This is a genomic window from Mucilaginibacter antarcticus, assembly GCF_042686155.1.
GTDB lineage: Bacteria > Bacteroidota > Bacteroidia > Sphingobacteriales > Sphingobacteriaceae > Mucilaginibacter > Mucilaginibacter antarcticus.
Genome location: NZ_JBHUON010000003.1, coordinates 212,996 through 238,135, shown reverse-complemented (window position 1 = coordinate 238,135; position 25,140 = coordinate 212,996). Strand labels below are relative to the sequence as shown.

The 25,140-nt window shown below is 42.4% G+C and carries 22 protein-coding genes; 19 read left to right on the top strand and 3 right to left on the bottom strand.

The window, feature by feature from the left end; translation table 11 throughout:
* Positions 1-51 precede the first annotated feature (51 nt).
* Both hscA and ACFSYC_RS04660 read left to right on the top strand, forming a co-directional pair.
* A complete protein-coding gene (gene hscA, locus ACFSYC_RS04665) occupies positions 52-1,908 on the top strand; it encodes a Fe-S protein assembly chaperone HscA (RefSeq protein WP_377124030.1) in 1,857 nt (618 codons plus the stop codon).
* A gap of 88 nt (positions 1,909-1,996) precedes the next feature.
* The gene (locus tag ACFSYC_RS04660; RefSeq protein ID WP_377124028.1) at positions 1,997-2,434 is read left to right on the top strand and encodes an SRPBCC family protein; all 438 of its coding nucleotides are present in this window, start codon (positions 1,997-1,999) and stop codon (positions 2,432-2,434) included.
* A gap of 87 nt (positions 2,435-2,521) precedes the next feature.
* On the opposite strand, the gene ACFSYC_RS04655 is transcribed toward ACFSYC_RS04660, so the two are convergent.
* Positions 2,522-3,856: a dihydroorotase gene (locus ACFSYC_RS04655; protein ID WP_377124026.1), complete on the bottom strand. Its 1,335-nt coding sequence runs from the start codon at positions 3,854-3,856 to the stop codon at positions 2,522-2,524.
* 30 nt (positions 3,857-3,886) lie between these two features.
* Entirely contained in the window at positions 3,887-4,471 is a 585-nt protein-coding gene (locus ACFSYC_RS04650) for an NUDIX hydrolase (protein WP_377124024.1), read from the bottom strand.
* 101 nt (positions 4,472-4,572) lie between these two features.
* On the opposite strand from ACFSYC_RS04650, the gene ACFSYC_RS04645 reads away from it, so the two are divergent.
* From ACFSYC_RS04645 to ACFSYC_RS04610, 8 genes are all read left to right on the top strand, one after another.
* Positions 4,573-5,919, top strand: a complete 1,347-nt coding sequence (locus ACFSYC_RS04645) for a DEAD/DEAH box helicase (protein WP_377124022.1) — start codon at positions 4,573-4,575, stop codon at positions 5,917-5,919.
* Positions 5,920-5,981: 62 nt separating this feature from the next.
* Positions 5,982-6,248 carry a hypothetical protein gene (locus ACFSYC_RS04640; RefSeq protein WP_377124020.1) on the top strand — a complete coding sequence of 89 codons (267 nt, stop codon included), beginning with the start codon at positions 5,982-5,984 and terminating at the stop codon, positions 6,246-6,248.
* Positions 6,248-6,580 (top strand): gliding motility protein GldC, encoded by a 333-nt coding sequence (gldC, locus tag ACFSYC_RS04635; protein WP_377124018.1) that lies wholly within the window; start codon positions 6,248-6,250, stop codon positions 6,578-6,580. The genes ACFSYC_RS04640 and gldC overlap by 1 nt, the downstream gene beginning before the upstream one ends.
* 12 nt (positions 6,581-6,592) lie before the next feature.
* Positions 6,593-7,000 (top strand): hypothetical protein, encoded by a 408-nt coding sequence (locus ACFSYC_RS04630; RefSeq protein WP_377124016.1) that lies wholly within the window; start codon positions 6,593-6,595, stop codon positions 6,998-7,000.
* Between the two features lie 106 nt (positions 7,001-7,106).
* Positions 7,107-10,550, top strand: coding sequence for a response regulator (locus tag ACFSYC_RS04625; RefSeq protein WP_377124014.1), 3,444 nt, complete (start codon positions 7,107-7,109; stop codon positions 10,548-10,550).
* A gap of 1 nt (position 10,551) precedes the next feature.
* Entirely contained in the window at positions 10,552-11,382 is an 831-nt protein-coding gene (locus ACFSYC_RS04620) for a CheR family methyltransferase (RefSeq protein ID WP_377124012.1), read from the top strand.
* Positions 11,372-11,959: a chemotaxis protein CheB gene (locus tag ACFSYC_RS04615; protein WP_377124010.1), complete on the top strand. Its 588-nt coding sequence runs from the start codon at positions 11,372-11,374 to the stop codon at positions 11,957-11,959. The genes ACFSYC_RS04620 and ACFSYC_RS04615 overlap by 11 nt, the downstream gene beginning before the upstream one ends.
* A gap of 26 nt (positions 11,960-11,985) precedes the next feature.
* Entirely contained in the window at positions 11,986-13,929 is a 1,944-nt protein-coding gene (locus tag ACFSYC_RS04610; RefSeq protein WP_377124008.1) for a response regulator, read from the top strand.
* Here the strand turns inward: ACFSYC_RS04610 and ACFSYC_RS04605 are convergent.
* Entirely contained in the window at positions 13,913-14,437 is a 525-nt protein-coding gene (locus ACFSYC_RS04605; RefSeq protein ID WP_377124007.1) for a methylated-DNA--[protein]-cysteine S-methyltransferase, read from the bottom strand. The genes ACFSYC_RS04610 and ACFSYC_RS04605 overlap by 17 nt on opposite strands.
* 40 nt (positions 14,438-14,477) lie before the next feature.
* Between ACFSYC_RS04605 and ACFSYC_RS04600 the strand changes: the two genes are divergently transcribed.
* The 9 genes from ACFSYC_RS04600 to ccsA all read left to right on the top strand — a co-directional run bounded on the left by ACFSYC_RS04600 (position 14,478) and on the right by ccsA (position 25,131).
* A complete protein-coding gene (locus ACFSYC_RS04600; protein WP_377124005.1) occupies positions 14,478-15,161 on the top strand; it encodes a heme exporter protein CcmB in 684 nt (227 codons plus the stop codon).
* A 74-nt stretch (positions 15,162-15,235) separates the two neighbouring features.
* Positions 15,236-16,447: a carboxypeptidase-like regulatory domain-containing protein gene (locus ACFSYC_RS04595; protein WP_377124003.1), complete on the top strand. Its 1,212-nt coding sequence runs from the start codon at positions 15,236-15,238 to the stop codon at positions 16,445-16,447.
* Between the two features lie 113 nt (positions 16,448-16,560).
* The gene (locus tag ACFSYC_RS04590) at positions 16,561-17,745 is read left to right on the top strand and encodes a carboxypeptidase-like regulatory domain-containing protein (protein ID WP_377124001.1); all 1,185 of its coding nucleotides are present in this window, start codon (positions 16,561-16,563) and stop codon (positions 17,743-17,745) included.
* 43 nt (positions 17,746-17,788) lie between these two features.
* Positions 17,789-18,463, top strand: a complete 675-nt coding sequence (locus ACFSYC_RS04585; protein ID WP_377123999.1) for a cytochrome c biogenesis protein — start codon at positions 17,789-17,791, stop codon at positions 18,461-18,463.
* Positions 18,464-18,673, top strand: a complete 210-nt coding sequence (locus tag ACFSYC_RS04580; protein WP_377123997.1) for a CcmD family protein — start codon at positions 18,464-18,466, stop codon at positions 18,671-18,673.
* 152 nt (positions 18,674-18,825) lie between these two features.
* On the top strand, positions 18,826-20,262 hold the full coding sequence (locus tag ACFSYC_RS04575) for a Glu/Leu/Phe/Val family dehydrogenase (protein ID WP_377123995.1): 1,437 nt from the start codon (positions 18,826-18,828) through the stop codon (positions 20,260-20,262).
* Positions 20,263-20,415: 153 nt separating this feature from the next.
* Positions 20,416-22,125 carry a gliding motility-associated C-terminal domain-containing protein gene (locus ACFSYC_RS04570; protein ID WP_377123993.1) on the top strand — a complete coding sequence of 570 codons (1,710 nt, stop codon included), beginning with the start codon at positions 20,416-20,418 and terminating at the stop codon, positions 22,123-22,125.
* Between the two features lie 101 nt (positions 22,126-22,226).
* Positions 22,227-22,637, top strand: a complete 411-nt coding sequence (locus tag ACFSYC_RS04565; RefSeq protein ID WP_377123991.1) for a cytochrome c maturation protein CcmE domain-containing protein — start codon at positions 22,227-22,229, stop codon at positions 22,635-22,637.
* Between the two features lie 16 nt (positions 22,638-22,653).
* Positions 22,654-25,131 carry a cytochrome c biogenesis protein CcsA gene (gene ccsA / locus ACFSYC_RS04560; protein ID WP_377123989.1) on the top strand — a complete coding sequence of 826 codons (2,478 nt, stop codon included), beginning with the start codon at positions 22,654-22,656 and terminating at the stop codon, positions 25,129-25,131.
* The last annotated feature ends 9 nt before the right edge of the window (positions 25,132-25,140 follow it).

The following is a 25,140-nucleotide window of genomic DNA, read 5'->3' as shown; positions in this document are numbered from 1 at the left end:
ACATACTGTGTTTTAAAACTAGCTACATTTGCCGCTTGTTAAGTATATATAATGGCTAAAGTTTCTATCAACCTGGCAACAGGCTCCATACAAAAAGAAGAAATTATTGTAGGTATTGATCTGGGTACAACCAATTCGTTGGTGGCTTTTATCAACCCCGACAAAAATCCGCAGGTAATTAATGATACAGGCAAAGGCGTATTGGTGCCATCTATAGTACATTTTGGCCAGGCCGGCGATATTACCGTCGGTAACGAAGCTAAAGAATACTTAACAACCGATCCGCAGAATACTGTTTTTTCGGTTAAACGTTTGTTGGGCCGCAGTTATAAGGATATTGAAAACTACAAAGACTTTTTTAGCTATAAAGTTATTGATGATGATAGCGACAGCTTGGTCAAAATTAAAGTTGGCGATAAGTTTTACACCCCCATTGAATTATCGGGCCTGATATTGAAAGAGCTAAAAACCCGTGCCGAGCATGCCCTTAAAACCCCGGTTAACCGCGCTGTAATTACGGTACCTGCTTATTTTAACGATTCGCAGCGCCAGGCTACGCGTGATGCCGGTAAACTTGCCGGATTGGATGTGTTACGCATTGTAAATGAGCCTACAGCTGCAAGTTTAGCGTATGGCATTGGCTTAAATCCCGAAGAAACTAAAACCATTGCGGTTTATGATTTGGGTGGCGGTACGTTTGATGTGTCTGTGCTGCAGATACAAAACGGAATTTTTGAGGTACTATCAACCAATGGCGACACCTTTTTGGGTGGTGATGATTTTGACCGCGCTATTGTTGATTATTGGATAGAAAAGAATCAGCTTAAAAAAGCAGAACTGGCTGCTAACAATGAACTGTCGCAGCAATTACGCCTTAAGGCCGAAGAAGCTAAGAAAGCGCTTAGCCATCAAAGCTTGTTTAACGAAAAGGTGGGTGATATTTGGTGTACACTTGACAGGGATCAATTCGAGCAATTGATATTGCCTAAAGTGCAACAAACCATTACAGCGTGCCAAAATGCCCTGCGCGATGCGAAACTTACCGTAGCGCAAATAGATGAAGTAGTAATGGTTGGCGGATCAACCCGCACTGCGCTTGTTAAAAAGATGGTGGCCGATTTTTTCAAACGTCCCGTGCATGACGATGTAAACCCTGATGAGGTTGTAGCGCTGGGTGCAGCTATACAGGCAGATATTTTGGCCGGCAACCGTACAGATATATTGTTATTGGATGTTACGCCTTTGTCGCTGGGCATTGAAACTATGGGTGGTTTGATGGATGTCATCATTCCCCGTAACAGTAAAGTGCCAACTAAGGCAGGCAGGCAATACACTACATCAAAAGACGGCCAGGTAAACATGAAAATTGCAGTTTACCAGGGCGAGCGCGATCTGATCAAAGAAAACCGTAAGCTGGCCGAGTTTGATTTGAGAGGTATCCCGTCTATGCCGGCAGGATTTCCTAAAGTGGATATAAACTTTTTGCTGAATGCTGATGGAATATTGAAGATTCAGGCTGTTGAACTACGCTCTGGCGTTAAGCAGGAAGTTGATGTAAAACCAACTTATGGTATTACAGACGACCAGGTAGAGCAAATGCTGATGGACAGTATAACCCACGCTAAAGATGACGTAAGCCAGCGTATGCTGATTGAGGCCCGCACTGAAGGCGAGCAAATGGTTTACACGGTAGAGCGCTTTATTGAAAAGAATAACAGCTTTTTATCAGAAGACGAATTAGCAATCACCCGGCAATACATTGCCGACCTGAAAGACCTTTTAGCTAATGGCGAGAAGGATGCGATATTAAAACAAATTGATGCCGTTAACGAGTATACCCGCCCGTTTGCTGAGCGTTTGATGGATCATGCTATCGGTACAGCAATGCGGGGGAAAAGTATTGATTAATTATCGCTGCTGACATAGGGTTGTCATTGCATGGTAGTTTATTTGAAACAGATAAATAATTCACCTGTTCAAATTAAAAGCAGCTATCATGACAAGTATCAATTTAAATACCTCCATTACAATCAACGCTCCTGCCGAAAAGGTTTGGAAAGCCATTGTTGATCCTGCTGTTGTAGAAAAATACTTTTTTGGCACCCAGCAGCTAAGCGATTTTAAAAAAGGAAGCGAAATTGTGTGGACCGGCGTCTGGGACGGCAAAACCTACCGCGACCACGGCAATATTTTAGACATTGTCCCCGGCAGCTACCTGCAGTACAGTTATTGGAGCAGCATGGGCGGATTGCCCGACATCCCAGAAAATTATCAGACTGTTACCTACAACCTGTCAGAAGCCGACGGCGTAACCACCATGCTCATCAGCCAGGATAATGTGAAAAGCGAAGCCGCCAAAGAGCACTCCGAAGCAAATTGGCAATACATTTTTGGCCAGATGACAGATATGATTGAGCGTGGGCAGGTGGACTAATAAAGCTATATGTCATTGCGAGGAACGAAGCAATCGCGAACTTTGCAACATGCGATTGCTTCGTTCCTCGCAATGACATAAAAGGGTTTATCTTACAAAACTCATCCGCTTACCACTCACCTCACTTACAAACTTACCCTCGCTCCAGGCAAGGTTGCCCGATACGATAGTGTGTTTAATACTTGAGCGGAAGGTTGTGCCTTCAAACGGGCTCCAGCCGCATTTGTACAGGATGTTATCTTTTTGTACCTGCCACGGTTTGTTAAGATCAACCAATACTAAATCAGCAAAATAGCCTTCGCGGATAAAGCCGCGTTTTTCAATCTCAAAGCAAACGGCCACGTTATGCGCCATCTTTTCGGCTATTTGTTCTAGTTTGATCTTACCATCATGATATAGCTCAAGCATAGCGGTTAGGGCGTGTTGCACTAATGGTCCACCTGATGGAGCTTGCAGGTACGGTTGGGCTTTTTCTTCTATGGTGTGTGGGGCATGGTCGGTAGCTATTACGTCTATGCGTCCGTCGAGTACCGCTTTCAGTATACCGTCGCGGTCACCTACGGATTTTACCGCCGGGTTCCATTTTATCAGGTTGCCTTTTGTCTCGTAATCTTCGCTGCTGAACCATAAGTGGTGCACGCACGCTTCGGCAGTAATACGCTTCTCTTTTAGTGGCGTGGTGTTATCAAATAGGTGCGTTTCTTTTTCTGTAGATATGTGTAATATGTGCAAGCGGGTATTGTGCTTTTTTGCTAAAGCGACCGCCATAGATGATGACAGGTAACAAGCCTCCTCACTGCGGATCTCAGGGTGTAGTCTCACCGGGATGTCGTCGCCCAATAATTGCTTATAATGCGCCATATTGCGCTGTATAGTAGCTTCATCCTCGCAGTGCGTAGCAATCAACATAGGCGATTGCCTGAAAAGGTTCTCAAGCGTGCCCGGGTTATCTACCAACATATTGCCGGTCGATGATCCCATAAAAACCTTAATACCACATACATTTTTAACATCGGTACGCAAAACCTCGTCAAGGTTGTCATTAGATGCACCCATGAAAAACGAGTAGTTAGCCAACGAATTTTGGGCGGCTATCTGGTACTTATCTTCTAATAATTGCTGGGTAAGTGTGTTAGGCACGGTGTTGGGCATTTCCATAAAAGATGTAATACCCCCGGCTACTGCCGCGCGGCTTTCTGAGTGGATGTTGGCCTTATGCGTCAATCCCGGTTCGCGGAAATGCACTTGGTCGTCAATGGCGCCAGGTAACAGATACAAACCTTCGGCATTAATTAGCTGGTCGGCTTGTGCATTTATTTGTGGGGCAATCTTTTCGATAAGCCCGTTTTTGATCAGCAAATCAGCAACAAATTGCTTGTTTTCATTTACTACGGTGGCAGATTTTATGAGTATGGAAGACATAAGGCAAATATAGTCGTTATAAATTATTAGTTATCGCTTATCCAACCCAAACACCTCCGGATAGGCCAGCGCTGCTTTCAAAATAAAATTTAAAGAATCGGTTACCCAAATCTCATTATTCAAGGCCATTTGTAATACCTGCGGTGCAGGGACAATAAGCACCTGTATATCTTCGGTAGCGTCAAGCTTTTGCACGGCGTTAAACTCGGCATCAAACGTTATAAAGCCATAGGTAACTTGTTTCAGTTTGGTGGGGTTGTTGGCTATTTTACCCAACGATATCAGCTTATCGGCCGTGGTTTTAATACCCGTTTCTTCCTCCAGCTCGTTCAGGGCCGATTCTATTACCGACCGGTTTTTTTGCTGCATGCCGCCGGGTAGTTCAAGCAGTATTTCGCCCATGCCGTGTTTGTATTGTTTTACCAGTACCACTTCATTGTTTTTAGTCAATGGTAATACCTGCACCACATCGCCCAGCGGCGAAAAAAAGTAATCGTCGACCACGTTGCCGTTGGCCAGTTGCACCGTATGTTTTATAACCGGGAACCACGGGCTGGGCGAAACATCTTCCTCGCTCAATACCGTCCATTTCTTAATTTCTTTATCTGCTTGCATGGCTATAAAAGTAGTAGATTAACACCATGGTTTCAAACCGTTTTTGTCTTCGAGACATACGGTCTTACCGAGTTTCCGACTATAAACCCTATCTTTGCGGCATGGCAGTAACCTTTGAGGATCTTAAATTTAACCGGCAAATTTTAAACGCCATTGCCGATGCTGGCTATACAGAGCCCACACCAGTGCAGCAAAAAACCATTCCGCCAATAATGAACGGTCAGGACGTTATGGGCATTGCACAAACTGGCACGGGCAAAACTGCGGCTTATGTTTTACCTATAGTAATGCGCCTAAAATATGCGCAAGGCGATCATGCCCGCGCGCTCATTGTAGCGCCGACGCGCGAGCTTGCTATGCAGATAGAGGAAAACGTAAAGATCTACTCAAAATACACCGATCTTCGGATTGTATCAGTATACGGAGGTCTTGGCCCTAAAACGCAAATAGAAATAATAAATAAAGGGGTTGATATTATTGTAGCCACTCCCGGCCGCTTTATGGATATTTATCTGGCTGGCCATATTGTTACCAAAACCATTCAGGTATTGGTGCTGGACGAAGCCGATAAGATGATGGATATGGGCTTTATGCCTCAAATAAACCGGATACTGGAAATTGTGCCCGTTAAAAGGCAAAACCTGCTGTTCTCTGCCACTATGTCTGACAAGGTGCATGAGCTTTCTGGTAATTTCCTGGAGTTCCCGACAGTTATTGAGGTTACGCCGCAGGCTACCCCGGCACAAACGGTGGAGCAAAAGCTATATCATGTGCCCAACATGAAAACCAAGATCAATCTGCTGCGCGAGCTGCTGAAAGATGAAAGCGATATTACCAAGCTCATGATTTTTTGCAAAACCCGTATTGTTGCAGAGGATGTGTATAAGTTTTTACTGCGTAAATATGGGGAGGGGCATGTAAAGGTATTGCATGCTAATAAAGGGCAAAATACCCGTATCAACTCCATGAACGCGTTTAAAAACGACGAGGTGAAGATTTTAGTAGCCACCGACGTAGCATCGCGCGGTATTGATGTGAGTGATGTAAGCCATGTAATAAATTTTGATGTACCAGTGGTAACCGAGGATTATGTGCACCGTATAGGGCGTACAGGGCGTGCCCTGCAATCTGGCGTAGCCATAACCTTTTGCAACCCTACCGAGGAATATTATATCAATAAAATACAAAAACTAATAAAGCAAACTATCCCACTGTTGGATATGCCAGTTGATGTTTTTGTTGAAGAAACGCCTTACGAAGAACGCCAGGATCAAAACCGGGAGATAGATCTTCAAAAACGGAAGGAAGATCCTGACTTTAAAGGTGCTTTCCACGAGAAGAAAACTATGAATCAACGCAAAAAGTTTGACGCCGTAAAAGCCAAACGTACAGGCGCCGGCGGCCCACCCAAAAAAGGAAAACCGAAGAGTTTTAAAAAGAAGCATTAGAAAAGATAAACTACGTGTAATTAGGTTTTGAGATGACACGTGGATATTTGAATAATAGCACAATGAAATTAAGAATAACCCCCTTAAACTTTGCCAGCGCGTTTTTGCTGATAATGGCCATTTACATATGGATAAACGGTGCCGCCATTACCGGGATGACGTTTACCCATTTGAGCGGGGCAATCAGTTTGATTTTTTTTCTGTTTGCTTTTGTAGTGTCATTTATAGACATAATGTTTCGTAATTTCTTTCCAGAGATTAAAAAACTATGGCTTATTGAACTAAGCTTTATAACTTTGGTAGCTATAATATTTTTACTTGTTAGATAATGAAGAAAGCTGAATTAAAAGTTACTGTTGAACTTGACGAGAATAACGTACCCGAGAATATCCTTTGGGAATCCACCGACTCTGCCAATAAAGATGCTGTGCCGGTTAAATCATTAATGATGGCCCTTTGGGATCCCAACTATCAAAACGCTTTACGTATTGACCTTTGGACTAAAGACATGCCGGTTGACGAGATGAAGATATTTTTTTACCAAACGCTGATGACGATGGGCGACAGCTTTTTGCGTGCTACCGGTGAAACAAATATTATTGAAGATCTGCGCGACTATTGCGCGCACTTCGCCGAAAAAATGGAGATCGCCAAAAAATAATCATTTCATACCATGAGGATACCATCCCTTATTGCTTTTATAGGTTTTGTATTGCTTATAGCAGGCACCTGGTGCCCGCTGCTACGTCCGTTTGGTTTACTTAATATGGATGTGTATGATCTTAACCGCCCTTATGGTTTTGTGCTACTGCTAGTGGGGGTAATAGGGGTGATAGGCATAGGGCTTGATAAAGCCAAACTGGTTCGTACAACCGCCTGGTTGTCTTTAGTGCTGGTAGTTTTATTATTTGTTGCCGCCTATTTAAAAGTAAACGCCAGTTTTAGCTTCATTCCTTTCAAATCATTCGCCGGCTTTTTGTCTAAACAAATCAAATTTAAGTGGGGGTGGTATGTGTTATACGCCGGTTCTGCCATTGCGCTTGGTGGATCATTACTTAAACGTTCGCAGTATTCCAGATAGGTAGTAAAAATATCTGTCAACAAATATTAAATACATCTGTTTACCGCCTGTCTGCGTAAATGCAAAAAAGTTTTTTTACATATTTGTAATACCAAATATCCACTAAATGTTCAAATTCTCCTTTCGTAACCAGGTTTTAGCCGGTTTTTCCGTCTCTATTTTATTGGTATTGCTTGTTGGTATTTTATCCTACAATAGTATAACCCAGCTCGACGAAGACACCGCAATGGTTGAGCATACTCAAAAGGTAATTAAAACATCAACTAACCTATTACAACAACTTATTGATGCCGAAACAGGGATGCGTGGCTATTGCGCTACTGGCAAAAAGGTGCTTTTAGATCCATATAATGCCGCTTTACCTGCTGTGTATGCCAGTTTAGAAGATATGCGTACCCTAGTTTCTGATAACCCTATACAGGTTGTCAGGGTAGATACCATAGAAGCATTAGTAAGCGAACAGCTACGATTGCTGAAACTAAACATAGATACCCGCGACGAAAAAGGGCTTGCCTTTATGGTGGCTAACAACATGTTTGTTAACGGTAAGCGCAGCATGGACGCCATCAGGACTGATCTGTCGCACGTTATGAACACTGAAAATCAGTTGTTGGCAGAACGTAAAGCAAGCTCCAAAGCTGCTTCAACAAATGCCATACTATTTATTTGTGTTGGTTCTTTAGTATTCTTGATCATCATATTATTTCTGTTCAGGTTTATACAACGCTCTTTTGCTGAGCAGAAAAAGATAGAGGAAAAGATTACGGTGGCTAACGGAGAACTTGCCGAGGTATTAGCTGAGAATAAAGCTAAAAACTGGCTGCTCACAGGTTCAGGGCAACTTAATGAAAAGATGTCCGGCCAGCAAAGCGAGCGAGAACTTACAGAAAATGTGCTTGCCGACGTTTGCAGGTACACAGAAGCATCGGCTGGTACGATATATCTGTACAATGAAACTGAAAACAGACTTGACCTTTATTCTACCTATGCATTTTCAAATCTCAGTGCCATAAAAAGGACAGTTAGCTTAGGCGAAGGTTGGCTTGGCGAAGTCGCCAAAACCGGCAAAGCAGCCGTTATAAAAGGTAAGATAAATGACAGGCTGGAGCTGCAATCATCGGTATTGCTTAATGAACTTACGGGCGCTTATATTTCACCACTTTTTTTTGACAAAACGCTTAAAGGGGTAATAGAAATTGCCTTTGATCACGAAGTTGATAACAACGATAAAGAGTATCTAACCCTTGTTTCCAACGATATAGCGATAGCTGTAAACACGGCGCAAGCACGTACAATAATGCATGACCTGTTCGAGGAAACACAGCAACAGGCCGAAGAGCTTTCTGCACAACAGGAAGAAATGCGCGTAACCAACGAAGAACTGATGAACAAGACAGAAATGTTAGAAGCATCAGAAGAAGAGCTACGCGTTCAACAGGAAGAATTGCGCACTATCAATGCCGAGTTAGAAGAAAAAGCAAGTTTGCTGGAAGAAAAGAACCAGGCTATTGAAGAGGCTCGCGCCGCTATCAATATAAAGGTTGAGGAGCTTGAAACCACCGGGAAATACAAGTCAGAATTTTTGGCTAACATGAGCCATGAGCTGCGTACCCCGCTTAATAGCATATTAGTACTGGCGCGTATTTTAAAAGATAATAAACCGGGTACCCTTTCTGAAGATCAGATAAAATATGCCAGCGTAATATTTAATGCAGGTAATGACTTATTGACGCTGATCAACGATATTCTTGATCTTTCAAAAATTGAATCGGGCAAGCTGGATATGCAGAATGAGGACGTTCAGATCTCAGAAATACTGGCTGATATGGAAAGTCTGTTTACAGAGGTTGCAGCAAATAAACAAATACGATTTACTACAAGTATTAAAAATGTATCGCCAACCGTATTTACAGATAAGGTTAGGGTAGAGCAGGTAATTAAAAACCTGTTATCAAACGCATTTAAGTTTACGCCGGAAAATGGCGCCATAGCTATTAATGTCGATGCCGGAAAATCTCCTCAGACTGTTAGCTTTAGCATACGGGATACCGGGATAGGTATCCCCGCGGATAAACAACGGATCATATTTGAAGCATTTCAACAAGCCGACGGCTCAACCAGCCGTAAATATGGTGGCACGGGCCTAGGCTTATCAATAAGCCGCGAATTGGCTTCGTTATTAGGCGGAGGTATCACCTTACAAAGTAAACCGGGCGAGGGCAGCGAATTTACCCTAACCATCCCGGTACAGGCGAAAGCTGTTGAGCCTGTAGAAGATGCCGGGGGTACCGTGCCAACTGTGGCTAGCTTTGTCCCGGGTAGAGATTTTTTAAAACCGGCACCACTAAAACGCAAAACGGCAGACCGCGATCCCCTGGTAGTTATTGTTGAAGACGATAAAAACTTTGCAAGCATATTACAGGATTACTCGAGGGATCATGGCTACAAGTCTGTGATAGTTAACGAAGGTACCAATGCCGTACAGATTATCAAAGAACAACGCCCGGATGCGGTTATACTGGATATTATGCTGCCCGGCAAAGACGGCTGGCAAATACTTAAAGAGCTTAAAGCTGATTTAGACACGGCCAACATACCCGTACATCTAATGTCGGCCGGCGATGCTGCGGCTAACCGCGTACATAAAGAAGGCGCTATAAGTTTCCTTAAAAAACCTATCGATACAGGCGCGCTCGATAAACTGTTTGGCGATATTATGGCTAGTACCGATACGCCATTTAAGCAGATTTTATTAGTCGAGGACCACCAGGCGCAAAGCCAGGCCCTAAAAGAAATGATGCAAAACAACGGTATCACTGTTGATCAGGCCTTTGACGGCCAGTCGGCCTTTGATATGCTGCATCAAAACGATTACCAGTGCGTTATCCTTGATCTTAACCTTCCTGATATTTCGGGGCTCGATCTTTTAGATAAAATCAAGGAGGTTGATCGTTTTGCTTCATTACCGGTTATTGTCAACACCGCTATGGAACTTGACAAAACATCGGTTAGCAGACTGATGAAATACGCAAATGCCATGGTAGTTAAAACAAATAAATCGTCGGACAGGTTAATAGACGAAGTGAATTTGTTTTTAAATAAAATTACTAATATGCCGCAGCGCGCTGCGGGTAGTGCCGCTGCCGGAAGGTCTTCTATTGCAGGGCAAGACGGCGTTAAGAATAAAAAGGTGTTGATTGTTGATGATGATATGCGTAACATATTTGCGTTAAGCAGCGCTTTGCAGGGTTATGACATGAACGTTGAAATTGCCGGAGATGGCGAGGAAGCAATTGCTAAATTAAGCGAAATAGCAGATATTGATATCGTACTAATGGATATTATGATGCCTAAAATGGATGGCTACGAGGCTACCCGTTATATACGCAAGCAAAGCAAGTGGGCAAGACTGCCAATTATTGCTTTAACCGCTAAAGCGATGAAGGACGATAGAGAGAAATGTATAGAAGCCGGCGCTAACGATTATATCACCAAACCTGTGGATATTGACCGTTTGATAGCTTTGATGCAGCTTTGGCTGGATAAATAGTATGCCGCTAACTACCGAAACAATAACCACCCCGGAAATAACCGAGATCATTGACCTGGTAAAAAAAATATACGGGTTTGATTTTGGGAGTTATACTAAGGCGTCGCTAAAACGGCGGGTTACACGTGTTATGCAGTTGAAAAAACTGCACTTTTATGATCTAAAACATACGCTGGTAAATGATCGCGATTTCTTTCAGCATTTTCTGGAAGAGATTACGGTAAACGTCACCGAAATGTTCCGCGATCCGTCTTATTACAAAGCTTTTAATCAGCAAGTGGTGCCGTATTTGGCATCGTACCAACACAGTAAAGTATGGTGTGCAGGCTGCTCAACAGGCGAGGAAGCTTATTCGTTAGCTATACTATTGCAGCAGGCAGGTATCCGTAAAAAATCTTTCATTTATGGTACCGATATTAATACCGAATGCTTAAAAGAAGCACGCAAAGGTATTTATAGCCTCCGCAAAATAAAGAGCTATGCCGAGAATTATCAAATGGCCGGTCTTGAGGGATCTATTACGGATCATTTTACTTTGTTGTATGACGCCGCAACGATACACAGTGAATTGAAACAAAATACTTTATTCTCCGTACACAACCTGGTGTCAGATAGTATATTCAACGAGTTTCAATTAATAACCTGCCGTAACGTGTTCATTTATTTTGAGATAGCTTTACAGGAGCAGATATTGGAACTTTTTTATAAAAGTTTGGCGCCGTTAGGTTTTTTATGCCTCGGGGCTAAAGAAACTATCCGCTCAGACTATTTCCGAAAGAAATTTAAAGTTATAAACCAAAAAGAAAATATATACCAAAAAATTGGCTCTTGATAAAGATATAGTACAACGGTGGCGTAACTCTGAGTTATTGTTATTGGCTGGGTCTGCGGGCTCGTTCAAGCACATTTACAACGCTGTTAAGATTTTCCCTGTCGATTTAAATAAAGCTGTATTGGTGATCATACACCGAAAAAAGAATTTTTTCAGCGAAATAGAGAAACTCTTTGCCGAAAGTAGCCGTATGTCATTGCGGGAAGTTAGTGACAAAGATGTATTACAAAACAATACTGTTTATATTGCGCCTGCAAACTACCATACGCTAATTGAAAAAGACAAGTCGTTTAGCCTGGATGTTTCAGAAGCTGTATGGTATTCAAAGCCCTCAATAGATGTGGCATTTGACAGTGCGTCTGATATATATTGCGACAAATGCACAGCAGTTTTGTTTTCGGGCGCTAATGCTGATGGGGCAGAAGGGTTGTTGAGGTTACGTAAAAACGGGGCTTTAACAATTGTGCAAGACCCTAACGAAGCTGAAATGCCAGAAATGCCGCAGTCGGCTATTAATTTAGAAGCTGCACAATATGTTTTAAGATCAAGCGAAATACTGGAACTTTTTCAACTATAATTTATACTGATCCACTTATTATCACAATGCCGAACCCTGTAAACATACTTATAGTTGATGACCGCGAAGAGAATATTATTGCGCTTGAAGCTTTATTGACCCGAACTGACATAAAACTTTTCTCTACAACATCGCCTAACGAAGCACTTAAAATAGCCTGGGAGAACAATATTGCCATAGCCATGGTTGATGTGCAGATGCCCGAAATGGATGGCTTTGAGTTTGTAGAGATGCTGAAATCAAACGCACGTACCAAAGATATTTTAGTACTGTTTGTTACCGCTATATCAAAGGAAACCAAGTATGCCGTTAAAGGTTTGGGAGTAGGGGCTGTTGATTATCTGTACAAGCCGCTCGACCCTTATATAACCTCGGCCAAAGTAGACTCTTTTATACAGCTTGCCCGCGCACAGGCGGAGGTAAAGCTTAAAAATGAAGAGCTTGAAGACTTCGCTTTGGTAGTAAAAAATTCGGCGGATATTATTTGTGTGGTTGATGCGGAGACGCTTAGGATAAAAACCATCAACCCGGCTTGCGAAACTATTTTAGGTTTCAGACAATGTGAATTGATTGGGAAAAGTATTATAGATTGTGCTATAGTTAATGATAAAGCCGCATTTCGTAAGCGCCTGGGCGAGATTATTAAGGATAACCTTAAACTGGCTGTATTAGATTACCAGTTTGAAACTTTCTCTAAAAATCCAATATCAGTTGAGTGCAGGGTGGCTTATCGCAATAAAACGTTGTTTTTTAACATAAACGACGTTACGCCGCAAAAAAGCTATCAAACCCAGCTGATCAAATCAAAAGAAGCTGCCGAAACTGGCAAGAAGGCAAAAGAGACTTTTTTGGCTAATATGAGCCATGAACTCCGCACACCCATTAATGGCATTATAGGGTTAACCAGTCTATTACGAAAAACGCAAGTAAACGATCAGCAAGATAGCATGTTGGACTTGCTTGAAGTTTCATCGCAATCATTATTGGGAGTTATTAACGATGTCCTGGACATATCAAAAATTGAGGCCGGAAAATTCAGCATTATAAGATCGCCAAATAAATTAAGCGATCTTTTACAATCGGTATATCGTTTGCTTAAATTTAAAGCTGACGAAGAGCATATTGAGTTTTTCCTGGATATTGATCCGGAGATACCTGAATATTTGATGATAGATTCGTTAAGATTGAATCAGATATTGATGAACCTGCTGAGCAATGCCATAAAGTTTACCAAGCGCGGGCATGTTAAGCTAATTGTGTCAATTTTGAGCAAAGAGAAGAAGCGCCTACGCTTGCAGTTTTCTGTGGAGGATACGGGTATCGGCATCCCAAAACATCGTATAAAAGATATTTTTGAATCATTTGAGCAGGCTGATGAAGATACCGCTTATAAATATGGCGGTACAGGTTTGGGCCTTGCCATTGTGAAAAAACTGGTTGAACTAAAAGGTGGCGAACTTAATGTAGATAGCCGCATAGGCGAAGGCAGTGTTTTTACTTTTACCAACTGGTATACTGTTGCAGATAAACCAAAGGGCGAAAAACCAAAAATACAGAACAAGCAGCTTAAGCCCTTTACTAATGTGAGCGTTTTAGTTGCCGAGGATAACCTGGTTAACCAGTTTATGTTAAGTAAAATTTTGAAAGATTGGGAGGCTACAGCCGAAATAGTGAACAACGGGCAAAAGGCCATTGAAAAACTACAACAAAACCATTACGACATTATTTTAATGGATACGCACATGCCCGAAATGAACGGCTACCAGGCGGCTCGTAAAATACGTATAGCGTTTGATGAACCTAAACGCAGTATACCGATTATATCACTATCTGCTGCTACATTTGAAAATGAGCAGGAAGAAGCCTTGGCGTCCGGTATGAACGATGTACTGGCTAAGCCTTTTATGCCGGAGCAGCTACATGCCAAGATGGAAAAATTACTGGGCGAACATGCTAAAGTTCAAGCTTAGTTTGGCCTACGCCGATTACCCTGGCTTCGTGATCTAACAGCCATTTTTTGCGCCAAATACCACCTGCATAACCCGTAAGGCTGCCATTTGAGCCAATAACCCGGTGACAAGGCACCACAACCCACAAATTATTTTTTCCGTTGGCGGCGGCTATTGCCCGTATAGCCAGCGGATTTTTCATTAAGTTGGATTGTTGACTGTAAGTGATGGTTTTACCATAGTCGATGTTAAGCAACTCCTGCCAAACCAGTTGCTGAAAATCAGATCCCCCCTGTTTAATCGGGAAAGTAAATGTCCGGCGGGTGCCCGCAAAATATTCGTCAAATTCTGTTAATACCTGCTTCATTAAAGAAGTTTCGGCTTCAGTAGGGTTGTGCTCCTCATCTAAAATATGTACGCGGGTTATAAAACCATCCTCTTCTGTAATTTGGCAAGTGCCAACCGGCGTTTTATAATAGGTAAAAGGCATAAGGTAAAGGTAATAAAAATGCATAAGCCATTTCTTCATCAGCAATGATTAACTGCTGGCTAATCATTACTTTTACCGCATGAAACTCATTGACCAAACGTGGGAGCTTTTAAAGAAAGAGGTTGTGCTGGAGTGGCGCTCAAAATACGCGTTTAATGGGGTGTTGTTGTATGTTGTTTCTACAGTTTTTATTTGCTACATCTCTTTTAACTTATCGGCGGGGTTTAGTAAAAGCGAGGGCTACAAGGTGGTGTGGAATGTTTTATTTTGGATCATTATTCTGTTTGCATCTGTAAATGCCATAGCTAAAAGCTTTTTACAAGAAAGCCGGAGCCGGTTGCTTTATTACTATTCTATAGCCAGTCCGCAGGCCATCATCTTATCAAAAACCATTTATAATATTTTGCTAATGTCGCTACTTAGCGTGTTAGCGCTGGTGGTTTACCTACTATTTTTTACCAATACTATTGGCGACCCATTATTTTACTTTACAGTGGTTATTTTGGGCGCATTTAGTTTCTCTACTGTTTTTACAATGATATCTGCCATTGCATCTAAAGCCGGCAACAACGGTACGCTGATGGCAATTTTGAGTTTTCCTGTTATCATTCCGGTAATTATGATACTTATTAAGCTAAGCAAAAGCGCCATGGATGGCATTGACCGCAGCTTGAGTTACGGCGATATTGGCGTTTTATGCGCTATTAATGCCATTGTTATGGCTACGGCACTGTTGTTGTTCCCATTTTTATGGCGCGATTAAACCGAACGGTAATTATCTGCTCTAAAACGCGTTAATTGGTTTCAACAAATCCTTACTAAGGGTACTTAAAGTAAATGCAAACAATCCGAATCATCATAATCGCACTGCTACTGCCAATGGTTACCCTGGCTCAAAAAGTTAGTGTGAGCGGCAAAGTTACATCTGCTGATACAAAAGCAACAATACCCGGCGCCAGTGTTTACCTGAGTAACTCGTCTGTGGGCACATCAACAGGTAACGATGGTGGTTTTTCCTTAAATGGACTGAACCCGGGCCAATATATGCTGGTAGTTTCTGCTGTAGGGTACGAAAGTAGCACACAAACAATATTAATAAACAATCAGGAGGTTAAACTTGATGTTTCCCTATCACCTAAAATTATAGCGTTAAATGAGGTGCGTATAACACCCATGTCAAAGTCGGACAGGAGGGAAGCGCTTGCCCGTTTTAAAACAGAATTTATTGGTGCCGGGCCATATGCTGCCGATTGTAAAATTGTCAATCCGGATGTGCTTAGCTTTTCGTTTTTAAACAACAAGGCTATCCTGCAGGCATCAACCAGCGACTTTTTAATAGTAGATAACGATGCTTTGGGCTATCGCATTAAATTTACGCTGAAGAGTTACGAGAGTAATGTTTACACAGGCGATATTGTTTATAAAGGTGCTCGCGTTTTTGAAGAAATGAAAGGCGGCGATTCAAAGAAGCGCAAGTGGTATCAAAGGCGCGACAACGTGTATTATGGATCTGCAATGCATTTTTACCGATCGCTGGCTAAGGATAGTTTAGAAGCCAATGGGTTTAAAATCTATCGTTTATCCCGCCAAATGAATAATGCGCGCCCGTCCGACGAGGAGATTGAAAAAGCGCTGGTACGTACCTCGCGGTTTAAGAGGGATTCGGTGATGTATTGGGCTAAACTGCAACGATCGTCGCATTACATCAATAATAAGTTTAAAGGTAAATTTTTGGTGAAAGACATTGTGCAGCAATCAGAAAAGCCCGGTTTATTTGGCCTGCGTTTTCCGGATAATTTGTATGTGCAATACAACAAAAGGTGGGAAACTAATTTTTATCGCGACGTATATCGTAGCCCTGATGATCTTAATTACGCTACTACAATTGTGAGCATGACAGGCGAACGAACATTTATTGTGTTTGATAAAAATGGTGCTATAATAGGCGATGGCCCTTTTTACGAAGGCGATTGGTCTCAACAACGTATATCAACACAATTACCGGTAGATTATCTGCCGTACGGCAAGCTGCCAAGAAGTTTGCCATAAACAGCGCGCAATGCTATCTTTATCCCCAAATTAATTGTCAAACATTTTTCTGGCAGTTTAAAAGCTATTGTAAGTTTATGCGCTTGTGGCGGTTTATATTTTTATTTTGTTTGATGCCTTTGAGCCTTATAGCGCAAAAAGCTTCGCTGTCGGGCAGGGTAACGGCTAAACTATCAAAGGGAGCTATACAAAGCGCCAGCGTATTTTTAAGCAACTCATCTTATGGTACCATTACAGGTGCCGATGGTAATTACAGTATGAGTAATCTTAAACCCGGGCAGTACACCCTGGTGGTTACCGCTGTTGGTTTTGAAGAATATACTCAAAAAATTCAGGTAGGCGACCTTGACCTAAACGTTAACATCCAGCTGGTGCCAAAAACTATCCAACTGCGTGAAGTTGTGATATCAACTAATAGTAAGGCCGATTGGAAACGAAACTTCGAGCAATTTAAAAAGGACTTTCTGGGGAGCGATGCCAACGCTAAATTGTGCCTGATCTTGAACCCCGATGTGCTTTATCTTACTTACAGCAAAAAACGCCTCGCACTCGAGGCAGAGAGCGATAAATTTTTGGTTATAGATAATCGCGGATTAGGTTATCGCGTAAAATTTTTGCTCAAAAACTTTAAGAGTGATGGCATATCGCAGGTAATTACTTACGGCGGCGAGCGTTTATTTGAAGATCTGCCGGGATCTGCCGCGCAGAAAAAGAAATGGGCCGCCGCCAGGGATAGGGCCTATTATGGATCTGCAATGCATTTTTACCGTTCGTTATATACTGATAAACTAAAACAAGAAGGGTTTGAGGTGCGCCAGCTAACCCGTTACCCAAACCCGGCAAGGCCCGAAGATTATATCATTCGCCAAAAAATTAACATGTACAGATCAATCGGTCGCCCTGATTCGGCTAATTATTGGATAGACATAGCTAACAGCTCAAAGTACGTAAATGAGCGCTTGGCACAAATTCCATGGTATTCGTTCGAGATTTTGAAAGCCACCGCCGATCCGGGAATTTATGCCATAAGCTTCCCTCGTTATTTGTATGTGAGCTATACATTTAAGCGCGATGAAAATAATTACAAAGATATTTTTCGCCCGCTTGATATGCCGAATTACGAGACCAGCGTAATAACCTTGTTTAATAACCCACCTTTTGCCCTTTTTGATAAGAACGGAATTGTTGTTAACGGCGAACCATTGTACGAAGGTACCTGGAGCCAATCTCGTTTGTCCGAACTTTTGCCGGTAGATTATGTGCCCACGCAGAGTTTAGAGTCGGCGCAACATAATTAGCCCTCCATTTAAATAATTAGTACATTTGCTACACCAATAAAGCATGAAATTTATATATCAAACATGGTGGAAAGTAGTAGCGGTAGTACTGGTGCTTTCAACATTTATTACCGGCCTTCTATTACCGGTGCCGCGCTTAGAGATATTGCACGAGACGATCAGGAACCTTTATTTTCACGTCCCGATGTGGATGGGAATGCTGTCTGTATTTACCCTTTCTGTATACTTCAGCATTAAATACTTGATCAAAGGCGACGAAGCCGATGACCTTGCAGCGGTAGAATGTGTTAACACCGGCTTGGTTTTTTATGCATTAGGTTTAGTAACCGGAATGCTGTGGGCCAAATATACCTGGGGCGAGTATTGGAGCGGCGACCCCAAACAAAACAGCGCAGCTATAGCCTTTTTACTGTATTGCGCTTATCTGGTGCTGCGTAACTCTATAGACGAAGAACAAAAGCGAGCTAAAATATCGGCTATATATAACATTTTTGCTTTCCCGATTATGGTGGTGCTGATATTTGTTTTGCCGCGTTTAACAGACTCATTGCACCCGGGCAGCGGTGGTAACCCCGCTTTTGGACGTTACGATTTAGACAACGGCATGAAGTTAGCCTTTTATCCCGCAATGTTGGGCTGGACCTTTATAGCCGTTTGGATAGCTACCATACGCTACCGCATCCGTTTAATTGAAAACAAAAGAAACAGCATAAACTAAATGAAAAGATCACTTATCCTGATATTATTACTCCTTAATTTTGTTACTGCTTTCGCTCAGGACCCGGCATCAGTTGAAATGGCTGATACCCTTCGCAGCTCGGGCAAAATCTATGTGGTGATAGGCACTATTGTTATCATTTTTATAGGTTTAGCTATCTATTTGTTCGCGATAGACAGACGCCTGAAAAAAATTGAAAAACAAAAATAGCAGTTAAAAAATAGGCTATAACTGTTTAAACATAGTTTTTAAACTGTTGTTAATATAGGTATTAGGTATACGCGTATTTTTTATTGCGATATTGATAAAAAAACTATCAAATTTGCGTTGTATATTAATACATTCATATTTATCACCATACTATGGCTACAAATAATTCAATCTTAGAATTAGACACACACTTCTTTGCGGACGTTTGCAATAACTTTGATTACGCAGCACAGTTTACCACACACGACGCCGGTTTATTAGATCAAATAAAATCATGTAACAGCGTTTATCGTTTTCGTTTCCCAATACGCAGGGGCAACGGTTTCGAGGTGATAGACGCTTGGCGGGTTGAGCACTCGCATCACCAATCGCCAACTAAGGGCGGTATTCGCTACAGCGAAATGGTAAACGAGGATGAGGTGATGGCGCTCGCCGCGTTAATGACCTACAAATGCGCCATTGTAAACGTGCCATTTGGCGGTGCAAAAGGCGGCATAAAAATTAACCCTAAAAACTATACTGTACAGGAGCTGGAAAATATAACCCGCCGCTATACTGTAGAACTGATCAAGAAAAATTTTATAGGCCCAAGCGTTGACGTACCCGCACCGGATTACGGTAGTGGCGAGCGCGAAATGGGGTGGATAGCCGATACCTATGCCACCATGAACCCCGGGCAACTAGATGCCATGGGTGCGGTTACCGGTAAGCCCATTGCTTTACATGGTATTGCAGGGCGTCGCGAAGCTACCGGCAGGGGAGTGGCTATTGCTGCCCGCGAATGTGTAAGCATTGCAGAAGATATGCAGAAGCTGGGTTTAACCCCGGGTATTGCTGGTAAAAAAGTAATTGTGCAGGGGTTGGGTAATGTGGGTTACTACTCGGCTAAATTTATGGCAGAGTTTGGCGGTGTGATAGTAGGCTTATGTGAGTTTGAAGGTGCTGTATACAACGAGGATGGATTAGACGTTGAAGCCGTATTTCAGCATCGCAAAGCAACTGGATCTATCCTGGGTTTTTCGGGTGCAAAAAAAGAGTTTAAAAATACGGGCGAGGGCTTAGAGCAGCCTTGTGATATCCTGATTCCGGCTGCGCTGGAGAACCAGTTAAGAGAGGATAACATCCGTAACATCAAAGCAAAAATCATTGTCGAAGGCGCAAACGGCCCAACCAGCCCTGAAGCCGAAAAGATATTTTACGCAAACGGCGGCATTATCGTGCCCGACATGTATGCAAACGCTGGCGGTGTAACCGTATCATATTTTGAGTGGTTAAAAAATCTGTCGCATGTAGCGTTTGGCCGTATCAACCGCAGGTTCGAGGAAAATTCGAACTTAAACCTGGTGAACATGGTTGAGGGTATTACCGGTTTGTCATTATCAGCCGCCCAACGGGCTACAATTGTTAAAGGTGCGTCTGAACTGGAGTTGGTGAATTCAGGTTTAGAGGACACCATGATCCGCTCATATCAAGAGATAAGAAATGTTTGGAACAGCGATGACAAGATAGATACCTTGCGCACTGCAGCAATGGTTGGCGCTATCAATAAAATTGCAGTGTCATATCAAAACTTAGGCGTTTGGCCGTGATATATTATTAGCATTAGTAAAACGGGGGGCGGGTTATTATCCGCCCCTTTTTATTTTAAGGGCAACGGTTGCTAGCGTATTCCCGTAGTGATTAAAGTCGATTACGTTTACATAAAATAGTATTCTTAAATTCAATCATTTAAGATAACCCCTGTGCTTAAATACCTGGTCATATGGTTTGTGTTACTAGGATCAAACACGTTTGGTCAAAACTTGCCGCGCAACATAGGGTTTGAAGCAGGATCCCTGAACGGCTGGAATTGTAAAGTCGGTAAAATCGATACCGCTGGCAATTTAACCATAGCCGATTCTTACCAAATTGCCGAGCGGCACGTTGTTTACAGCCAGGATGTAATTGGGGATGAAAGAGACCGTTTTGGCGGCTTCCCAAAAATATGCCCTAATGGCGGTGGTAAATACTCTGTCAGGCTAGGCAACGAACAAGCCGGTGGCGAGGCAGAAAGTATTTATTACACCTTTTTTGTGCCTGCCAATGCAACATTGGGTTACAGTATCACTTTTAATTACGCCGTAGTTTTTCAAAACCCTGACCATAAAGATTATGAGCAACCCAGGTTTACTGCCCGGGTTTTTGATGTTGCCGACAATAAATATGTAGACTGCCCTTATTTGGAATTTTCGGCCTCATCTTCTTTGCCCGGTTTTCAACTATCCAATGTAAAAGCTAATAACCAAAACAACACTTCTACCCAGGCGGACGTCTATTTCAAAGACTGGTCATCAGCTACTATTGATCTGAGCCAGCATTTAGGTAAATTAATGCGTATAGAGTTTATTACCAACGATTGCACCAAGGGGGGCCATTTTGGCTACGCTTATATCGATGTAGATGAAAGTAAATCCTCGGCACCTGTTACCGGCAATATTTATTGCGCGGGCCAGTCCAACATCACTTTAAGAGGGCCCGAGGGATTTTACAAATACCAGTGGTTTAGTGATAATAGCCAATTGGTGGGCGAAAGCCAAAATTTAAGCATATTTCCGCCGCCGCCTGATTATACCAGTTATCGTTTGCGCGTTACGCCATACCCGGACCTGGGCTGTCCGAGTGATTTCAAAACTGAAATAATACGGCAAGCCGACAACTTTGAACTGGTAGTGCATGATCAAACCGGTTGCCCCGAAACCGGGGTGGACCTTACAGCCGCTGCAGTAACGGCAGGCAGCACGCCGGGACTGGTTTATACCTATTATACTGAGGCGTCTTTGCGTAACCACGTACGCGATTCTACCCGGGTGTCATTGTCCGGCACGTATTATATTTTAGGTACCGCACAGAGTGGCTGTGCTGATGTGAAAACGGTAAAAGTGGTTTTCACGCCGCCCGATATAAAAACATTTGATCCGGCGCCGGCACGATATCCGGAGACGATAGACCTTACTAAAACTTATATAAAACGGGACGACCTTACCTACACGTACTTTACCGATGCCGATGCGACGATTCCATTAATAAACTACGCAACAATTAATAAAAGCGGGACTTATTACATCAAAGCAAAAAACAGACTGGGTTGCGAGTCGACCACATCTGTACGGGTTGAACTATTACCGCCATTGCCTTTTGTAGTTACTGTGCCCAATACTTTTACACCTAATAACGATGGCATTAATGACAGGTTTGGAATAAAGCTGGACGGGTTTATAAAATTCAACAGCATAGATGTATTTAATCGTAATGGTCAACTCATATTTAACACTCACTCAATCTCTGATTTATGGGATGGTAATTTTAAGGGCCAGCCACTCCCAACAGGCACGTATTACTGGTTATTTAACGGGCTTGATACTTATTATAACAAGGCTGTCGTCAAAAATGGCTACGTTTCTATTGTCCGTTAATATTAAGAATAATTCTAAATAGTATATATGACTTGTAATAAAGTTTATTCTATGTACGTTTTTTAACTTTGTAGACTCGAATTACAGGAAATAAATCGTTAATGAAAAAAACTTCCATATTTGGCCTTGTTGTTATTGCTATTGCTATAGCGGTAATTATCAGCGTGTACTCAAATTCAAGTACTTACGGATCCTTTAAAGATGCCGGAGCAGCAACTGGCGAATTGCATGTTGTAGGGCATCTTAATAAAGACAAACAATTGTACTACGATGCAACTAAGGATGCTAACTATTTTTCGTTTTATATGAAAGATAATAAAGGCGAAGAATGCAAGGTGGTATTTACAGGCGCTAAGCCGCAAGATTTTGAACGCTCAGAGCAAATTGTATTAACAGGCGCTATGCGTGGCGACGAGTTTCATGCATCAAAAATACTGATGAAATGCCCGTCTAAATACACCCAGGACAAAGTAGAAATTACCGAGGTTAAGGCTAAGCAAGCCAGCCTATAACATATAATCACACTTAATGGAAATAGCTTTTAAAGGCGAACACCTTTTGCCCGGCCACCTTGGGCAATTTTTTACTATTCTGGCATTCGGCTCGGCGCTGTTTGCGGCTATCAGCTATTATTTTGCAACTACTAATCCTACTGATACTTCGTGGAAACGCCTTGGTCGCATAGGTACATTAGTTAACGCTGTGTCTGTTGTAGGTATTGGCGCCTGCTTGTTCTATATCATCATTAACCACCTTTTTGAATATTACTACGCCTGGCAACACTCGTCAAGAGCATTACCTACGCATTATATCATATCCAGCTTTTGGGACGGGCAGGAAGGCAGCTTTTGGCTGTGGAACTTCTGGCAAGCCGTACTAAGCTGCATACTATTATGGAGAGCTAAATCATGGGAAAGCTCGGTTATGGCGGTGATTTCCGTATCACAGGCTATATTGGCTACTTTCCTCATCGGGGTTGAAATATTTGGCTCACGTATTGGTTCGTCGCCGTTTATTTTGCTGCGCGAAGCGGTGGATCTTAAAATACAGGCACCTGCATTTGCAGCCAATCCTGAGCTTTATCAAAATTACCTTACCTATATAAAAGACGGTAACGGTATGAATCCCCTACTGCAAAACTATTGGATGGTAATACACCCGCCAACCCTGTTTTTAGGTTTTGCCTCAATGGTGGTGCCATTTGCATATGCTATTGCGGGTTTGTGGACTAAGCGCTATAAAGATTGGGTGTTATCTGCTATTCCGTACGCGTTATTTGCCACCATGATATTGGGCACCGGGATCATTATGGGCGCTTTCTGGGCTTATGAGTCTTTAACCTTCGGTGGTTTTTGGGCTTGGGACCCCGTAGAGAATGCATCTATTATACCATGGTTGATATTAGTTGCAGCTGTACACGTAATGATCGTGTATAAAAATACAGGTCACTCATACGTCACTACCTTAATACTGGTCGTGTCTAGCTTTGTATTGGTATTATATGCATCATTTTTAACCCGTAGCGGTGTGCTTGGCGAAACGTCTGTGCACGCGTTTACGGATGCCGGTATGTTTTGGCATTTGGTTTTTGATGTAGTATTCTTCCTGGTGTTGGGTGTTGTTATGATAGCTCTCCGTTGGAAGGACCTGCCTAAAACAACTAAAGACGAAGAAACCTATTCGCGCGAGTTTTGGATGTTTGTGGGCTCGATATTTTTATGCCTTTCATGTTTTCATATGGTGGTGGTTACATCAATCCCCGTTTGGAACGCCATATTTGGCACTAAGTTAGCTCCGCCGACTGATCCGATTAAACATTATAATACTATCCAGGCATCATTCGCCGTGGTTGTCACGCTGTTAACCGGCTTTACCCAATTCTTAAAATACAAAAAGACAGATAGCAGCAAATTTTTTGTATCAACCTTAGTTTACCTGGTTATTGCCGCATTGATTGCCACGCCGATAGCTTATTTTACCGGTGCAAACAAGCTTAATACTGTTTTTCTGCTAATTATAATGGGGGGTATTTACTCTGTACTAGCCAATGGCAAAGTAATGATAGATGCGCTTAAGGGGAAGCTAAAACTAGTGGGATCGGCAGTAGCACACATTGGTTTCGCGGTGATGTTGATAGGCGCTGTAATATCTGCTGGTACAAGTAAAGTGATTTCAGTAAACGATTCGGACGAACATTATGACAAGGATTTTGCCAAAGTAAATAACCCGCGTGAAAATATTTTTCTTTACAAAAACACCCCAATAAAAATGGGTGATTATACAGTGACTTACGTGGGCGACTCTATTGCCGCACCTGATCATTTTTTTAAGGTTGATTACAAACGCTTTGATGCAACCGGCAAAATAGTTGAAGAGTTTATGCTGATGCCAAACTCGCAGGCTAACGCCAAAATGGGTCTGATCTCATCCCCGGATACCAGGCATTATTTATTTAGCGATTTATATACGCACGTTACCATGGCAAACACTATTACTCTTCCTGATGAAGGTGGCGAACAGGCGGGCCATAATGAGATAAATGATGATAAAAAATACGAAGCACCTTTAACATACGAAGTGGCTGTAGGTGATACCATTCGTTTTAGAGAAGGTTATTTGACGCTGGGCAGTATAGGCCGCGTTGATAAGATCCAGGACATTGAACTAAAAGCTACTGATGTAGCTATAGGTGCCAAGCTAAACATAGTAAGCAATGGCAAGCAATACGCTGCCGAGCCAATCTATATGATCCGTAATAATAACGCTTTTGATTTTTCGCGCAAGGTGGATGATGCAGGCATAAAACTGCGTTTTAGTAAAGTACTGCCGCAACAAAACAAGGTAGAAATAACTGTTTTCCAACAACCAGAGAGTGCCAAACCGTATCTTGTAATGCGAGCTATACAGTTCCCGTTTGTTAACCTGTTGTGGGCGGGTACGATCATTATGGTTATTGGTATTATCTTATCTATATTCAGAAGGAATAAAGAGATTAAAACGGTTTAGCGGCCCCAC

Excerpts from the sequence above, each read along its gene's own strand:
- hscA (WP_377124030.1), top strand. The coding sequence starts at position 52 with ATGGCTAAAGTTTCTATCAACCTGGCAACAGGCTCCATACAAAAAGAA.
- ACFSYC_RS04660 (WP_377124028.1), top strand. The coding sequence starts at position 1,997 with ATGACAAGTATCAATTTAAATACCTCCATTACAATCAACGCTCCTGCC.
- ACFSYC_RS04655 (WP_377124026.1), bottom strand. The coding sequence starts at position 3,856 with ATGTCTTCCATACTCATAAAATCTGCCACCGTAGTAAATGAAAACAAG.
- ACFSYC_RS04650 (WP_377124024.1), bottom strand. The coding sequence starts at position 4,471 with ATGCAAGCAGATAAAGAAATTAAGAAATGGACGGTATTGAGCGAGGAA.
- ACFSYC_RS04645 (WP_377124022.1), top strand. The coding sequence starts at position 4,573 with ATGGCAGTAACCTTTGAGGATCTTAAATTTAACCGGCAAATTTTAAAC.
- ACFSYC_RS04640 (WP_377124020.1), top strand. The coding sequence starts at position 5,982 with ATGAAATTAAGAATAACCCCCTTAAACTTTGCCAGCGCGTTTTTGCTG.
- gldC (WP_377124018.1), top strand. The coding sequence starts at position 6,248 with ATGAAGAAAGCTGAATTAAAAGTTACTGTTGAACTTGACGAGAATAAC.
- ACFSYC_RS04630 (WP_377124016.1), top strand. The coding sequence starts at position 6,593 with ATGAGGATACCATCCCTTATTGCTTTTATAGGTTTTGTATTGCTTATA.
- ACFSYC_RS04625 (WP_377124014.1), top strand. The coding sequence starts at position 7,107 with ATGTTCAAATTCTCCTTTCGTAACCAGGTTTTAGCCGGTTTTTCCGTC.
- ACFSYC_RS04620 (WP_377124012.1), top strand. The coding sequence starts at position 10,552 with ATGCCGCTAACTACCGAAACAATAACCACCCCGGAAATAACCGAGATC.
- ACFSYC_RS04610 (WP_377124008.1), top strand. The coding sequence starts at position 11,986 with ATGCCGAACCCTGTAAACATACTTATAGTTGATGACCGCGAAGAGAAT.
- ACFSYC_RS04605 (WP_377124007.1), bottom strand. The coding sequence starts at position 14,437 with ATGAAGAAATGGCTTATGCATTTTTATTACCTTTACCTTATGCCTTTT.
- ACFSYC_RS04600 (WP_377124005.1), top strand. The coding sequence starts at position 14,478 with ATGAAACTCATTGACCAAACGTGGGAGCTTTTAAAGAAAGAGGTTGTG.
- ACFSYC_RS04595 (WP_377124003.1), top strand. The coding sequence starts at position 15,236 with ATGCAAACAATCCGAATCATCATAATCGCACTGCTACTGCCAATGGTT.
- ACFSYC_RS04590 (WP_377124001.1), top strand. The coding sequence starts at position 16,561 with ATGCCTTTGAGCCTTATAGCGCAAAAAGCTTCGCTGTCGGGCAGGGTA.
- ACFSYC_RS04585 (WP_377123999.1), top strand. The coding sequence starts at position 17,789 with ATGAAATTTATATATCAAACATGGTGGAAAGTAGTAGCGGTAGTACTG.
- ACFSYC_RS04580 (WP_377123997.1), top strand. The coding sequence starts at position 18,464 with ATGAAAAGATCACTTATCCTGATATTATTACTCCTTAATTTTGTTACT.
- ACFSYC_RS04575 (WP_377123995.1), top strand. The coding sequence starts at position 18,826 with ATGGCTACAAATAATTCAATCTTAGAATTAGACACACACTTCTTTGCG.
- ACFSYC_RS04565 (WP_377123991.1), top strand. The coding sequence starts at position 22,227 with ATGAAAAAAACTTCCATATTTGGCCTTGTTGTTATTGCTATTGCTATA.
- ccsA (WP_377123989.1), top strand. The coding sequence starts at position 22,654 with ATGGAAATAGCTTTTAAAGGCGAACACCTTTTGCCCGGCCACCTTGGG.